Annotated in this window: 19 protein-coding genes; 14 read left to right on the top strand and 5 right to left on the bottom strand. The window is 41.1% G+C overall.

Features of this window, described 5'->3' with window-relative positions:
* Positions 1–353 precede the first annotated feature (353 nt).
* The 8 genes from AAEU31_RS02525 to AAEU31_RS02490 all read left to right on the top strand — a co-directional run bounded on the left by AAEU31_RS02525 (position 354) and on the right by AAEU31_RS02490 (position 7,517).
* Positions 354–1,163 carry a sulfite exporter TauE/SafE family protein gene (locus AAEU31_RS02525; RefSeq protein ID WP_421966325.1) on the top strand — a complete coding sequence of 270 codons (810 nt, stop codon included), beginning with the start codon at positions 354–356 and terminating at the stop codon, positions 1,161–1,163.
* A 128-nt stretch (positions 1,164–1,291) separates the two neighbouring features.
* The gene (locus AAEU31_RS02520) at positions 1,292–2,428 is read left to right on the top strand and encodes a serine hydrolase domain-containing protein (RefSeq protein WP_421966324.1); all 1,137 of its coding nucleotides are present in this window, start codon (positions 1,292–1,294) and stop codon (positions 2,426–2,428) included.
* Between the two features lie 146 nt (positions 2,429–2,574).
* Positions 2,575–3,339 carry a metalloregulator ArsR/SmtB family transcription factor gene (locus AAEU31_RS02515; RefSeq protein WP_421966323.1) on the top strand — a complete coding sequence of 255 codons (765 nt, stop codon included), beginning with the start codon at positions 2,575–2,577 and terminating at the stop codon, positions 3,337–3,339.
* Between the two features lie 9 nt (positions 3,340–3,348).
* Positions 3,349–4,371, top strand: coding sequence for an ACR3 family arsenite efflux transporter (arsB, locus tag AAEU31_RS02510; RefSeq protein ID WP_421966322.1), 1,023 nt, complete (start codon positions 3,349–3,351; stop codon positions 4,369–4,371).
* A gap of 13 nt (positions 4,372–4,384) precedes the next feature.
* A complete protein-coding gene (locus AAEU31_RS02505) occupies positions 4,385–4,885 on the top strand; it encodes a phosphatase domain-containing putative toxin (protein ID WP_421966321.1) in 501 nt (166 codons plus the stop codon).
* 2 nt (positions 4,886–4,887) lie between these two features.
* On the top strand, positions 4,888–5,898 hold the full coding sequence (locus tag AAEU31_RS02500; RefSeq protein WP_421966320.1) for an ArsJ-associated glyceraldehyde-3-phosphate dehydrogenase: 1,011 nt from the start codon (positions 4,888–4,890) through the stop codon (positions 5,896–5,898).
* A gap of 5 nt (positions 5,899–5,903) precedes the next feature.
* Positions 5,904–7,112 (top strand): organoarsenical effux MFS transporter ArsJ, encoded by a 1,209-nt coding sequence (arsJ, locus tag AAEU31_RS02495; protein ID WP_421966319.1) that lies wholly within the window; start codon positions 5,904–5,906, stop codon positions 7,110–7,112.
* Between the two features lie 126 nt (positions 7,113–7,238).
* Positions 7,239–7,517, top strand: a complete 279-nt coding sequence (locus tag AAEU31_RS02490; RefSeq protein ID WP_421966318.1) for a hypothetical protein — start codon at positions 7,239–7,241, stop codon at positions 7,515–7,517.
* A gap of 63 nt (positions 7,518–7,580) precedes the next feature.
* Here the strand turns inward: AAEU31_RS02490 and AAEU31_RS02485 are convergent, their stop codons facing one another.
* Together AAEU31_RS02485 and AAEU31_RS02480 are read right to left on the bottom strand one after the other, a co-directional pair.
* Entirely contained in the window at positions 7,581–7,916 is a 336-nt protein-coding gene (locus AAEU31_RS02485) for a zinc ribbon domain-containing protein YjdM (protein ID WP_421966317.1), read from the bottom strand.
* 74 nt (positions 7,917–7,990) lie between these two features.
* On the bottom strand, positions 7,991–8,557 hold the full coding sequence (locus AAEU31_RS02480) for a Tll0287-like domain-containing protein (RefSeq protein WP_421966316.1): 567 nt from the start codon (positions 8,555–8,557) through the stop codon (positions 7,991–7,993).
* Between the two features lie 152 nt (positions 8,558–8,709).
* On the opposite strand from AAEU31_RS02480, the gene AAEU31_RS02475 reads away from it, so the two are divergent.
* The 5 genes from AAEU31_RS02475 to AAEU31_RS02455 all read left to right on the top strand — a co-directional run bounded on the left by AAEU31_RS02475 (position 8,710) and on the right by AAEU31_RS02455 (position 11,156).
* The gene (locus tag AAEU31_RS02475; protein WP_253039808.1) at positions 8,710–9,165 is read left to right on the top strand and encodes a thioredoxin domain-containing protein; all 456 of its coding nucleotides are present in this window, start codon (positions 8,710–8,712) and stop codon (positions 9,163–9,165) included.
* 97 nt (positions 9,166–9,262) lie between these two features.
* A complete protein-coding gene (locus tag AAEU31_RS02470) occupies positions 9,263–9,850 on the top strand; it encodes a DUF4202 domain-containing protein (protein WP_135926959.1) in 588 nt (195 codons plus the stop codon).
* A 21-nt stretch (positions 9,851–9,871) separates the two neighbouring features.
* Entirely contained in the window at positions 9,872–10,387 is a 516-nt protein-coding gene (locus AAEU31_RS02465; protein WP_253039806.1) for a TFIIB-type zinc ribbon-containing protein, read from the top strand.
* On the top strand, positions 10,380–10,775 hold the full coding sequence (locus AAEU31_RS02460) for a DUF805 domain-containing protein (protein ID WP_138558262.1): 396 nt from the start codon (positions 10,380–10,382) through the stop codon (positions 10,773–10,775). The genes AAEU31_RS02465 and AAEU31_RS02460 overlap by 8 nt, the downstream gene beginning before the upstream one ends.
* A gap of 117 nt (positions 10,776–10,892) precedes the next feature.
* Positions 10,893–11,156: a hypothetical protein gene (locus tag AAEU31_RS02455; protein WP_421966315.1), complete on the top strand. Its 264-nt coding sequence runs from the start codon at positions 10,893–10,895 to the stop codon at positions 11,154–11,156.
* A gap of 47 nt (positions 11,157–11,203) precedes the next feature.
* Here AAEU31_RS02455 and AAEU31_RS02450 read toward each other — a convergent pair whose 3' ends face one another.
* Positions 11,204–12,202, bottom strand: a complete 999-nt coding sequence (locus tag AAEU31_RS02450; RefSeq protein ID WP_421966314.1) for an NADP-dependent oxidoreductase — start codon at positions 12,200–12,202, stop codon at positions 11,204–11,206.
* 193 nt (positions 12,203–12,395) lie between these two features.
* On the opposite strand from AAEU31_RS02450, the gene AAEU31_RS02445 reads away from it, so the two are divergent.
* A complete protein-coding gene (locus tag AAEU31_RS02445) occupies positions 12,396–12,821 on the top strand; it encodes a MarR family winged helix-turn-helix transcriptional regulator (protein ID WP_421966313.1) in 426 nt (141 codons plus the stop codon).
* Here AAEU31_RS02445 and AAEU31_RS02440 read toward each other — a convergent pair.
* Positions 12,818–13,198, bottom strand: a complete 381-nt coding sequence (locus AAEU31_RS02440) for a VOC family protein (RefSeq protein WP_135926783.1) — start codon at positions 13,196–13,198, stop codon at positions 12,818–12,820. The genes AAEU31_RS02445 and AAEU31_RS02440 overlap by 4 nt on opposite strands.
* Positions 13,199–13,212: 14 nt before the next feature.
* Positions 13,213–13,392, bottom strand: a 180-nt coding sequence (locus tag AAEU31_RS02435) for a hypothetical protein (RefSeq protein WP_421966312.1), incomplete at its 5' end; no start/stop codon positions are given.

Raw genomic sequence — 13,392 nt, 5'->3', positions numbered from 1 at the left:
AGATAAATGATTGCTGCTCACCTTCCTTAAATCGCTAGGTCATTAACTTTGAGGTGGCTTGGGTATCAATTTATACGTGCTCAGTATCATGAAGAAAAACGTTTTTATTTCAGGTAAAACATGAGGCAGATTCATAAATATTTACTGTTTTAGTAAAACATTTAGGAACGGATAGTGAAAAAATGCTTTTAAGTCATTTTGGACGTCTAGATTTCTAGATTAATTTATTAGAGTTGCAGTAATTTCATATAAAACGTGAGTAATATTCACTACTTAACAGGACTTTTGAGAGCAACCCCGTACTTTATTGTTGTTATACTCGGTTCCCTAAACCAACAACACAGACAAATACAATGAATGAATTAATCGTGCTTATTATTGCTTGCGCCGTACTTGGCAGCGGGGTTGGCTTTTTAGCGGGGCTATTAGGAATTGGTGGCGGTTTGGTGATTGTGCCCATATTAAGCATGATCTTGCTGCACTTTCAGGTGTTACCTGCTGAGCAAGTTGTGCTGGTGGCGATTGCTACATCGCTTGCCTCAATTCTGTTTACTTCAACCTCATCTGCTATTGCCCACCACAAAAATGGCAATGTGCCTTGGCAATTGGCTCCGTGGGTGATGACAGGGGTTGCATTAGGCGCACTTATCAGTGGCTTTTTGGCTTCACTATTACCAGAACATGTAGTGCGAATTGTATTTGCTGTGAGTGTATTGCTTATTGCACTAAAAATGATTTTAGGCAGTAAAAATGATAGCCAAACAACACGCTCGCTACCTAATAAAGGCCTTTTAACATTTTATACAAGCATCACGGGGGGTCTCTCTGCCATGATAGGCATTGGCGGTGGTGCGGTACTTGTACCGTTACTGACGTTTTTCTCGGTCGATATGAAAAAAGCTATTGGCTGTGCTTCGGCGTGCGGTATTGTCATTGCGCTATTTGGCTCAGTGGGTTACATCAGTTCTGGCAGTCAGTACTTTACATTAAAAGAAGGCTTTGCTGGTTTTGTTTATTTGCCTGCCTTGTTTGGCATTGTGTGTACTTCATGGTTTACCGCGCCATTAGGTGCAAAAGCAACGCATCATTTGCCTGTCTCTACCATCAAAAAAATCTTTGCAGGGCTATTGGTAATTATGGCTGTGAATATGCTTTCTAAATAGTGTTAACGTATTAATTCGACAAGACGAAAGTCGTTTGTTAATTTCAGTTAAGCAGTTTTTAGGCTGCTTAATTGCCTTTTTTCGAAAGCTGTAGGCGCTATTTAAGGACTATATTTAAGGAAAATGTTATGGATCGTCGGTGCTCTCAAGCGAGTAAAAAAACGCTAAGCTCTTTATTCGTTGCTTTATCACTAATGGCTTTACCTGTGACTGCAGAGCCTACAAAGCCTCTCGAAACTCACCATGCTTTAATGGGGCAAATTCTCAATGCAAATCAACAAGCTCCCCTTACAGGTTTTGCACTTCATGTGATTGTTGATGATGGACATGCTTTTTCAACGGCAAAGCAAAGTAAAGAAAATGCGCCGCAAGTTATTAACCCAAATAGTTTATTTAGAATTGCCAGTGTCACTAAAACCTTCACTGCAGCAACGGTGCTACGTTTGCATGAAGAAGGTAAATTAAACCTTGATACAACGCTTGATAAGTTAATTTCTGACGACTTTTTTGCGCTTCTTGAAAGCGATGGCTATGCCCTAGATAAAATGACGCTAAAGCAAGTGCTGAGTCATACGGCAGGGTTATACGATCACGCCCAAAGCGATCAGTATTTAGCTGGCATAATGGCAAATCCGCAGCGAGATATTACGATGCGCGAGCAAATTAAAGGGTGTGTAGAGTGGGGCGATCCAGTTGGTAAACCTGGTGAGCGTTTCTCATATTCAGATACCGGTTATGTGTTACTCGGCCATATTATTGAAAGAGTTACAGGTTTACCTTTGCCTGAAGCGGTTCGCCAATACTTAAGTTTCGATAAAAATCATATCGAAAATGTGGTCTGGGAACGTGGTGATACAGTTGCTGTGGATGAGTCGCGACGCGTACATCAATATTTGCATGGCACCGATACTTTCAATTGGAGCCCAACAGTCGATTTATATGGTGGCGGTGGGCTTGTTGCCAGCCCAATCGGTATGGCTAAATTTTATCAGGCTTTATTTTTAGGTAAGGTCTTCAAACACTCAGAAACGCTCAAACTCATGCTATCTGATAAAGGCTTACCTGCAGATAGTCCTTATCGTTTGGGTGTATTCGCAAAAGAATATAACGGCACGTTAGTTTATCAACATGGTGGCTTTTGGGGCACTTTGGTGATGTATGAGCCAACAACGCAGGTGGTGGTCGCAGGGGCTGTTACTCAGCAAAAAGATTACGATCAGCTTGAAAAAGTCATGAGTGACTATTTAACCTTACAAGCAAAATAACCCTCTAAACACGGCAAAATCTAAGCTGGCGCACAGATGCGCCAGATTCTTTCTTTAGTTCAATTTAAGCTAAGTCATCAAGAAAAATAACTTGCGCACTTTATATAACAAAAATATTATATAACCAAATTGTTATGGAGTGAGTCGTGAAAGTTCTCTTTTTATGTACAGAAAATTCAGCCCGATCAATTATGGCTGAAGCGTTGCTTAAACATCATGGTAAAGGTGAGTTTGAGGTGTTTAGTGCGGGTACCGAACCTTATGCGGTAGACCCTCGTACGCTTGCGGCGATTGATCATTTTGGCTTAAAAACCGATGACTTACACTCAAAACACTTAAACGATGTCACTAATCTGCATTTTGATTACGTCATTACCCTATGTGATGACGCTGTAAAAGAATGTGCTAATCGCGTCGATGGCAGCCATTGCCTTGCATGGGATTTTATCGATCCTAAAACGCGTCCTGAACCTCACGCCTTTGAAAAAACCTTGCAAGAGCTCAATGAGCGAATTAAACAGTTTGTGCAATCCCATAACAAAGAAAAACCAGCATCGATTTCACCAACTACATTTTATAAAGCCCTTGCAGATGATATTCGTTTAAAAAGCTTATTGCTCATCGCCGTTGAGCAAGAGGTTTGCGTATGCGAACTAATGACGGCACTTAATGAGCAGAGCCAGCCAAAGGTTTCAAGGCATTTAGCGCAACTTAAAAAACAGGGCATTTTGTCGGATAGAAAACACCAGCAGTGGGTGTTTTACTCTTTAAACCCGACTCTACCTATGTGGATGAAACAAACAATTACCTCGACCGTGGTAAACGAACCAAATTTCATAGAAAACGAGTTAGCAAGGCTAAATGCGATGGGGGATGATCGCCCAACCCGTGTTGCTCGTTGCTGCAATTAAGGACTGAAAATGGGTGTTTTTGAACGATATTTATCTGTATGGGTTGCTGCTGCTATCGCCATTGGTGTGGGGCTTGGGGTGATGTTTCCGCCTTTATTCGAGCTAATAGCGAAAGCCGAAGTGGCGCATGTAAACATTGTTGTTGCACTGTTTATTTGGGTGATGATCTACCCAATGATGGTGCAAGTTGATTTTTCAACGATTAAAGAAGTCGGTAAGAACCCTAAAGGGCTGATGCTCACTTTAATCATTAACTGGCTAATCAAACCATTTTCAATGGCCGCATTAGGTTGGTTATTTTTTGAAGGGTTATTTGCTGATTTGGTTAGCCCTGAAACGGCGCAAGAATATATTGCAGGGATGATTTTGCTTGGTGTTGCACCTTGTACGGCAATGGTGTTTGTGTGGTCACAACTGACCAAAGGCGATGCAAATTACACCTTAGTGCAAGTGTCTGTGAACGACATTATTATGATTTTTGCCTTTGCACCTATTGCGGGGTTGTTGCTGGGTGTATCTGATATTCATGTGCCTTGGCTTACATTGATGATTTCGGTTGTGTTGTATGTATTGCTGCCACTTATTGCTGGTGTATTAACACGAAAAGCGCTTAATAATTCAGCACAAAATGAAGCTGCAGTGCAGTCATTTTTAGAGAAAATTAAACCGTATTCAGTTGTTGGCTTATTGGCCACAGTGGTCTTGCTATTTGGGTTTCAGGCGAACACGATTTTAGCTCAACCGCTAAACATTGTACTGATTGCTATTCCGCTCGTTTTGCAAACCTACGGTATTTTTGCAATCACCTATTTCATTGCGTTAAAGCTTAGGCTTAAGCACAACATTGCCGGACCAGCATGTTTAATTGGTACCTCTAACTTTTTTGAGTTAGCGGTCGCAGTGGCTATTTCATTATTTGGTTTGCACTCGGGTGCAGCATTAGCAACCGTTGTTGGGGTGTTGGTCGAAGTACCTGTGATGCTGTCGTTGGTTGCAATCGTCAATAAAACAACACATTGGTTTAAAGAATAATTGGGGAATCATAATGCAATCACATCCATTTGATATTTTACAGCTAGAAACTGGGGCATTTATTTTTACCCCTTGCCCTGGCACAAAAGACGTTGGCTTATCACAGTCTGTTGCTGATTTAAAAGCGGCAGGTGCAAAAGCAATTATTACTCTGATGTACGATGAAGAGCTTGTTAAAAATGGCGCGCAGCAGCTTGCAATCGAATGTGAGCATGCAGATCTCAGCTGGTTTCAATTACCTATTATCGATGATGACGCGCCAAGCGAAGCGTTTAATCAAGCATTCAGTAAACACCTTAACGATATTCTTGCCATCATAAAAAATGGTGGTAGCGTGGCTGTGCACTGTAAAGGCGGTTCAGGCCGCACAGGCTTAGTCATTGGTTTATTAATGCATGAGCTTGGCTATGCTAAAAACGACATAGTTAATCAAGTGCAGGCTATTCGCCCTAAGTCGTTGCAAAACCCGATACAACGTTCATTTTTCGACAATTTTCAAAAAGTAGGAGCTTAACAATGGCAATTAAAGTAGGCATTAATGGTTTTGGCCGCATGGGGCGTTTATCGCTAAGAGCAGCGTTTGCATGGGACGACGTTGAGTTTGTGCAAATTAATGACCCTGCGGGTGATGCAGCTACATTAGCTCACTTACTTAAGTATGATTCGGTACACGGTATTTGGCCTCATGAGGTTGAAAGTAACGACAACAGTGTGATCATCGATGGTCACGTAATTAACGTCACGCAAAATAAAGCCATTACAGACACTGATTGGTCTGGCTGCGATATCGTTATTGAAGCCTCTGGCGTGATAAAAGAAAAGTCACTACTTCAGACATATCTTGATCAAGGTGTGAAGAAAGTTGTTGTAACTGCGCCTGTAAAAGAAGACGGTGTGTTGAATATAGTAATGGGTGTAAACGATGATTTATACGATGTAAATCAGCATGATATCGTTACAGCAGCATCGTGCACTACCAACTGTTTAGCGCCTGTGGTTAAAGTATTGCAAGAAAAAATTGGTATCAAACATGGTTCAATGACCACTATTCACGATATTACTAACACGCAAACTATCTTAGATGCGCCGCATAAAGATTTGCGCCGTGCTCGCGCATGCGGCATGAGCTTAATTCCAACTACAACCGGCTCTGCAACGGCGATCACACATATTTTCCCTGAACTTAAAGGCAAATTAAACGGCCACGCGGTTCGTGTGCCTTTAGCAAACGCATCAATCACTGACTGTGTGTTTGAAGTAACAAAGCCAACCACCGCTGAGCAAATTAACCAATGGATGCAAGAAGCCGCAGAGGGCGAGCTAAAAGGCATTTTGGGCTATGAAGAAAAGCCACTTGTTTCTATTGATTATAAAACTGATCCACGCTCAAGCATTGTTGATGCGCTATCAACCATGGTTGTCAACGAGACACAAGTTAAGCTGTATGTTTGGTACGATAACGAATGGGGTTATGCAAACCGTACCGCCGAACTTGCCCGAAAAGTTGCGCGATCACTTCAAGGTTAAAAGCAATGACGCGTTTGGCTAATCTTCCCGCTGATATAAAGCAGTACTTAATTGTCACCGGGAATTACTGGGCATTTACGCTTACAGATGGCGCATTGAGAATGTTGGTGGTACTGCACTTTCATGCGCTTGGCTACTCGCCTTTGAGTATTGCCATGCTGTTTTTGTTTTATGAGATTTTTGGTGTTGTCACTAACTTAGTGGGCGGCTATTTAGGCGCAAGGCTTGGTTTAAATAAAACCATGAACATTGGCCTTGCCATACAGGTTGTAGCCTTGTTCATGTTGGCAGTCCCTCCTGAATGGCTGAGTGTTGCCTATGTGATGTTAGCGCAGGCTCTGTCTGGGATTGCCAAAGATCTCAATAAAATGAGCGCTAAAAGCTCAATCAAAATGCTGGTTGCCAGTGGCCAAGAAGGTACCTTGTTTAAATGGGTGGCGATACTAACAGGCTCTAAAAACGCCTTAAAAGGTGTGGGCTTCTTTTTAGGTGGCTTACTTCTCACATTAATGTCGTTTAAAGGCGCAATGCTAACCATGGCTGCCACTTTGCTGGTGGTGTGGTGTTTTAGTCTTTTTGCACTTAAAAATGATTTAGGCAAAGCCAAAAACAAACCTAAGTTTAACGAGATATTTTCAAAGAGTAATTCAATTAATATCTTGTCAGCCGCGAGGTTGTTTTTGTTTGGTGCGCGTGATGTTTGGTTTGTAGTTGCACTACCGGTATTTTTATCACAAGCCTTTGATTGGGACCACTGGACCGTGGGTGCCTTCTTAGCGAGTTGGGTTATTGGCTATGGGGCTGTGCAATCTTTTGCACCTAAAATTATTAAGCTTAATAAGCAAACATCACCAAGTGCAGAAACAGTTAAGTGGGCATCATTGCTTGCTTTAGTCACCTTAGTCATTGCCCTTGCTAATGGCTTTGACTGGGCTGTAAAACCAATGCTGATAGGCGGGTTGATGTTATTTGGTGTGCTATTCGCAATTAACTCATCTTTGCACAGCTACTTAATTGTTAGTATGGCTGATGCCGATGGCGTGTCACTCGATGTCGGGTTTTACTATATGGCCAATGCCATGGGTCGCTTAATTGGTACTGTGTTGTCGGGCTTAGTGTTTCAGCTTTATGGCTTAGCAGCGTGTTTGGCTATATCGCTGTTATTTATTGTTGTTACCGCCGTTATTTCGACTAAATTACCAAAACAAATTTAGTTAAATCTAAACACGCCCTATAAAGGTAAGCATGCTTTATTGCTTACCTTTATTCATGCATAGCATCAGAAATAACAAAATCAGTCACCTTCAGGCTTGAAAAGCTCTTCGAGCATTGGCTGTGGGTTGTTTAAAAACGACGTAAAACAGTATAAAAAAGCGGTGTTTGATGCTTATTGCGAGACGCTACACCACGATCTAACTATCAGTATCGACGATAATATTCTTTGGTTTTTAAGACCGATTTCTAAACAAGCTAAAGAGATTACCCCCAGTACGTTTGCTGGCGAAGTTTGTCCACTTTGCAAAGGAAATCTTAGCGTAACCACATGGGCTGCTGGCTGGCAGTTAAGCTGCGAGCATTGTGAAGTAACGGGGATTGTTGTTGAAAAGTTTGGCTATTAAAAAAGTTAGCTTATTGAAATTGCTGTGTAATTATTCACAGCAATAACAATTTTGATAATGCTATCAGGCTTTTTTAACAAACTTAGCAGTTACCATCATTTCACCGACGCCATCAACTTTACAGTCTAGTTCGTGGTCTTTTTTATCTAACACGCGGCGGATCACGGCTTTGGTACCAATTTTAATTACTTGTGAGCTGCCTTTAATTTTTAAATCTTTCGCAACAGTCACTTTGTCGCCATCGACCAATAAGGTGCCGTTAGCATCTCTTACATCGATCACATCATCGGTATCAACCGCATTAGGATCCCACTCATGAGCGCACTCTGGGCATACTAAGTTGTTTTGATCTTCATACACGTATTCAGAATTACATTTTGGACAAGGAGGAAAAGACATAAAAACACCTTGGTTAATTTTAAAAGCGTATTTTAATGGCTAAGAGCAAACTAAGCGAGCATAAGGCTTATATTTTATGGCTCAGACGTTTCAAGTGTTTTGGTAATAGAGAATATTCCTCTTAAATCACCAAGCCGATAGCCTGTGGCTAAATCATGGGGGTAATGCTCACTAAGCACTTGCTTTACTTCTGGAGCAATCGTTTGACCATGACAATTGAGGCAAACTGGCGCGACTTTTATCGCTTTAGCAAAGCGGAATTGGCCATCTTTATTGGTCGAGAAAGTCACATTATCAATGCTTTCTGAGTTTCTGATCATATCAACTAGCTGGGCGATTTTCTCAGCTTCCCAGTCATCTGGTTTATTGTTCGGATTTCGGTTTTTAGTGCTTTTACGTGCCACAGTCCAACCATCGGTTGATAAGCTTTCGGCAATAGCAGGGGCTTGCATTTTGCACACGTTAATACCTTCAACTAAAACGCCTTGTTTTATAGCGGCTCCTAGTACTGATTTGAGCGTAGTGGCAAATTCAGTTGCTCGCTCAGCTGCTTGGGTTTCTAGGGTAGCAGAATTCGTTTCAGCATAAAGGCTAGGTGAAAGCAATAGGGTGCAAAGCGCTATCGTTCTTAAAGTGTGCATTGTAAGGCCTTATATTAGATATATCTAATATAGTAGTTCGCATTTACTCTACATGCCAATCTAAGCTGCAAAAAACAGGATTCACGCTAATAGCATGCTGGAGTGTTGCTGTTAAATTGGTTATGGTGAGAAAAATATTCAGAGAACAAAATATGAAAAAATTAGTTTATATCGCTTTATTGTTATTTTCTGCTTTTACATTTGCAAGCTCAGGTCCTTATAGTGGAGATATCAGCGTTGCCGACTTACTTAAAGACTATCCTGCTTTTAGTGAAGAATATAATGATTACTCACCCAGTGAAGAAGAGCTAAGTACTATAAGAGCACTGCAAGGTAAGCAAGTGTTAGTGTTTTTAGGCACTTGGTGCCATGACTCTAAACGTGAAGTCCCTCGGTTTTTAAAACTTATTGATACAGCGAATGTGCAATTAGGATCCCTTAAATTAGTGGCTGTAGGCTACGATAAGCTTGATCCTGCCGGTTTAGCAAAGCAGCACGATTTACTGTATACGCCAACCATTATCGTTAGCGATGGCGAAAAAGAGCTCGCGCGCATGATAGAAAAACCAAAGCAAAGTATTGCTGCTGATTTAACTTTGCAAAACTAGATCTCAAGCTAGCAGTACCAGATCGCCTGATGCAATATAGCCAAAGTGATTGTTGCCATTTACAATCACTTTGAAGCAATAACAATGAGAACCCATGATGTATACCGCCGTTATTAAAGCCATTGATACAGCCAATGCAGTAGACCCAAACCGAGTTCTAGTCGATGAACAAGAATTTGCAAAAGAAGGTTTATATGCCATGCGTATGACCGATATGCTCAATCGTTTTAAGCCTCAAGCCGATGAGCTAATGCATATTGCTGCCCGAGGGCAACATATTGAGCGATGGCGCTCTCCGCGCAGTGATTTTCCTATGGGTAAGCAAGGTTATTATCAATGGCGCACTGCTTTATATGATTTTCATGCTGAGCGTGTAACAGCCCTCATGAAAGCGGCTGGTTATTCAACGGCTGATTGTGAGCGTGTATACGCAGCGGTAGCGAAAAAGAATATAAAGCGAAACCCAGATAGCCAATTGATTGAAGATATCGCCAGCCTCGTGTTTATTGAGCATTACATGCTTGACTTTGCAAGTAGCAAGCCTGATTACGATGAGCAAAAATGGCTGGGTATTATTCGTAAAACATGGCAAAAAATGTCAGATGAAGCACATGAATTTGTATTAGCTGGACACATCAGCTTACCTGAGCCACTTAAGCCGTTAATAACAAAAGCGCTAAATTAATTATAAAAACAAGGATGTAATATGTTTTGCCCACGTACTAAAACAGCCCTTGAAGCAGTGAGTATTGGCGATGTTAAAGTATATTTATCAAAATCTGGTGGCGTATTTTTTGATAACCGACAAATATTTCACTTTAGCGATCCAAGTTTAAAACCCGCGCAAGTGCTGGTGGCTCATTTACAAACCTTGCCAACAGAATGTGTTGATATAGCAACGCGAATTAATTGCCCGAAGTGCCCTGACGTGGTGATGATGCGGCGTTTTTTTAGTCCACTTAAAGTGGTTGAAATAGACGAGTGCCCAAACTGTGCAGCTATTTGGCTCGATCATGGTGAGCTTGAAAAGATCCATGAAAATCATTTAACGCCAAAAGAGCGTGAAATGCTGCGTATTGATATGGCCAACAATCATGGTTTTATTCAAGTTAAAATCCCGAAAAGACGTCACTCTGTTCATGCTAAAAAGCCAGATTCTAAAGCAACGTCATCATTAGAAAAACTAGCAGAACTTGCCTATTTATCGATTTTGAATGACTGATAATTTATATAAAACACCAGACGCTGAACTTACTCACGAATCTGTCTATCTTTCGAAACCTCGAGATTTAGAGCTTTTTGATGTGTTGTTTTCTTTTCATGGGCGTTTGAATAGAAAACAGTTTTGGTTTGTGCATGGGTTTTATTTTGTGATTCAAACTATTGCTGTAGTTGATATGTTTCTTTTTATTAGCATATTTATTTTATTTCAATGGCCACTAATGGCTTCTCAAGTCAAACGCTGGCACGATATTGGAAAGTCGGGCTGGAATTGCCTAATTTGGTTTGTACCTTTTGTTGGTTTAATTATGACATTATTTGAAGCAGGGTTAAGCAAAGGACATTTGCTCAGGAATCAATATGGTAGTTCGCTTTACAGGGCAAAGTAAGCAATTTGGCGGGTTGTGCATTTTGTTTGATGGCATACACTTTAAACCTAACTAATTAAATTGATTAGGTAATCTATGCTAATAACAATAATATTGGTTTTAGTGTGGGCGCTGTTAATGCTTTATGCTGCGAGCGCTGAATATAAATACTATCAATCGGTTAAAACTTTAGAGCCGGAACTGTGGCAACAATTGGGTGCACCGCGATTTTTAAAAGTACCTATGGTGTTTGTGTCTAAAAAGAGCTTAACACTTTTAAATTCCACAGAGAACGAAACTGTGCGAGCGAATGCAAAAAAACATCGCCAAGCTGGGATTTTGTTTCTTTCCTATGTGGGGTTGGTGCTTGTTTCGGCAATCGTATTTTTTAAACTTGCCTAAATAGAGCCTGTACCAATTAAGATACAGGCTTTATTAGCTATTAAGTGTTAAAGCTTAACTAGCATTTTTCCTTTATTTTTACCTTCGAACAGGCCAAGAAATGCATCAACGGCATTTTCGATGCCATGGTATACCGTTTCTTCAGATTTAATTTTACCTTCGCTGATCCACGCACCCATTTGCTCAATAAACTCAGGGAACTGATCAAAATAATCAATCACGATAAAGCCTTGCATGGTGAGCTTTTTCGAGTTGATATAAAACAGGTTGCTTGGCCCTGGCTGTGCTGTGTCGTTATTGTAACCTGAGATCATGCCACAAACAGGAATACGGCCGTAATCGTTCATTACATTAAGTGCGGCTTCTAGATGATCGCCACCTACGTTTTCAAAGTACACATCAATACCTTGTGGTGCCGCTTGTTCAAGGGCTTCTGTTAGGTTTGCTACCGTTTTATAGTTAATTACCTCATCAACGCCTAACGCTTTTACCATCTGCGCTTTTTCGTCAGAGCCAACCGATGCAATTACCTTACAGCCTTTTAGCTTGGCAATTTGGAACACTACACTACCTACAGCCCCTGATGCCGCTGAAACAAACACAGTGTCGGTTTCTTTTAGGCTAATTACCTTTGTTAAACCTGCCCATGCGGTTAACCCTGTCATGCCCATAGTACTTAAAAATAGTTGGTCAGGCAGTGGTACACTAGGTAGTAGGGTTAAATCGCTGCCATCGCTAATGTGCATGGTACGCCAGCCACTAATGTGACTTACTTTGCTTCCTACCGGAAAGTCGTTATTGCGTGATTCAACTACTTCGCCGATAGCACCGGCTTCCATCACTTCGTTTAAGTTAAATGGCGCAATATATGATTTACGATCAATCATGCGTGGGCGCATGTAAGGGTCGACAGACATCCAAGTATTTTTAATTAACACTTCGCCGTCGTTCAAATCTGGAAGTGATACGTCTACCTGTGCAAAATTAGCCTGTGTAGGCATGCCCGTTGGGCGTGAAACTAAGTGAATTTGTTGACTTGTAACCATATAAACCTCGAATACTTGAGCTAGCTAGGCTAGTGAGCGAATAATTATAGCTTGCACTAATTATTTGCGCGCAAACTATTTGTGGCCAATTTAATGAAGTTTACGGTAAAAGGCAATAGATCGTCAGAAAATAATTTGCGCGCAAACTAAATTAAGGCAATAATACGGCTGTATTTCAGTTTAGGGTAATAGCATGAGCAACAACTTATCAGACAATGTGTGTTTCACTTTATACAGTGCAACAAATGCGTTGATCAGAGCGTTTCGACCAATCCTTGAAGCTTATGACTTGACCTATCCGCAATATATTGTGATGCACTCACTTTGGTATAAAAATCAGGTGAGTTTAAAAGCGCTTTCTCATGATACGCACTTAGACTCAGGCACCTTAACACCGATAGTTAAACGCTTAGAAACGAAAGGTTTATTGACGCGTCAGGTATCGAATGAAGATGAGCGCAAAAAAGTAATCTCATTAACAGAGCAGGGCATGCAGCTTAAAACTGATGCCGAAGCATTAACGGCTAAGTTAATGGCGCGCTCAAACATGAGTTTGGAGCGAATCGAGTTATTACGCGAGTTAACCCTTGAGCTACACACTGACCTTACTAAAGGCTAATCTTCTACTAAACACACCAAGGTGCCCTCAATAGCACGAACATACGCATAATGCTGGGCGTCTTTTTTAGTTGGCGGACACAATGGCTCAGCGCCAGCAAGCACTGCTTTATCGTAACTTTCTACTAAATTATGGCAGCTGAACCTTAGCTCAAAACCAAGTGCAGGTTGCTTAGGGTGGGCACGAATATACCCTTGCTTAAAATACGATTGCGCATGCGGATGGGTTGCAAAAGCAAGCTTAACAGGCCCTGTAACAAGTTCACCGTAATCGGCATCATCACTGATATGATTGGTATTAAAACCAAATGCTTGATAGTAAAAGTCGAGTACTTCTTCTACGTTGTCGACGTAAATAACCTGACTTAAAAAGTCCATTTATGTTGCTCTATTTATTGTTCGTTTATTAAATAAAGCATAGTTTTAGTAATAAAAAAACCTTGTAAGTCTGAAGTGACCCCCAATAGTTGGACATTCCAATTACTGGGGGTCTTTTTATGTCCAAACATCACCGAGCATTCAAGCTCAAAATAGCTGAACTCGCTTTGTCTGAAAGCTCTTCGGCGGTAAGT

The organism is Pseudoalteromonas thalassia (genome assembly GCF_049257215.1).
Classification (GTDB): domain Bacteria; phylum Pseudomonadota; class Gammaproteobacteria; order Enterobacterales; family Alteromonadaceae; genus Pseudoalteromonas; species Pseudoalteromonas lipolytica_C.
This window is presented reverse-complemented; position numbering and strand designations above follow the sequence as displayed.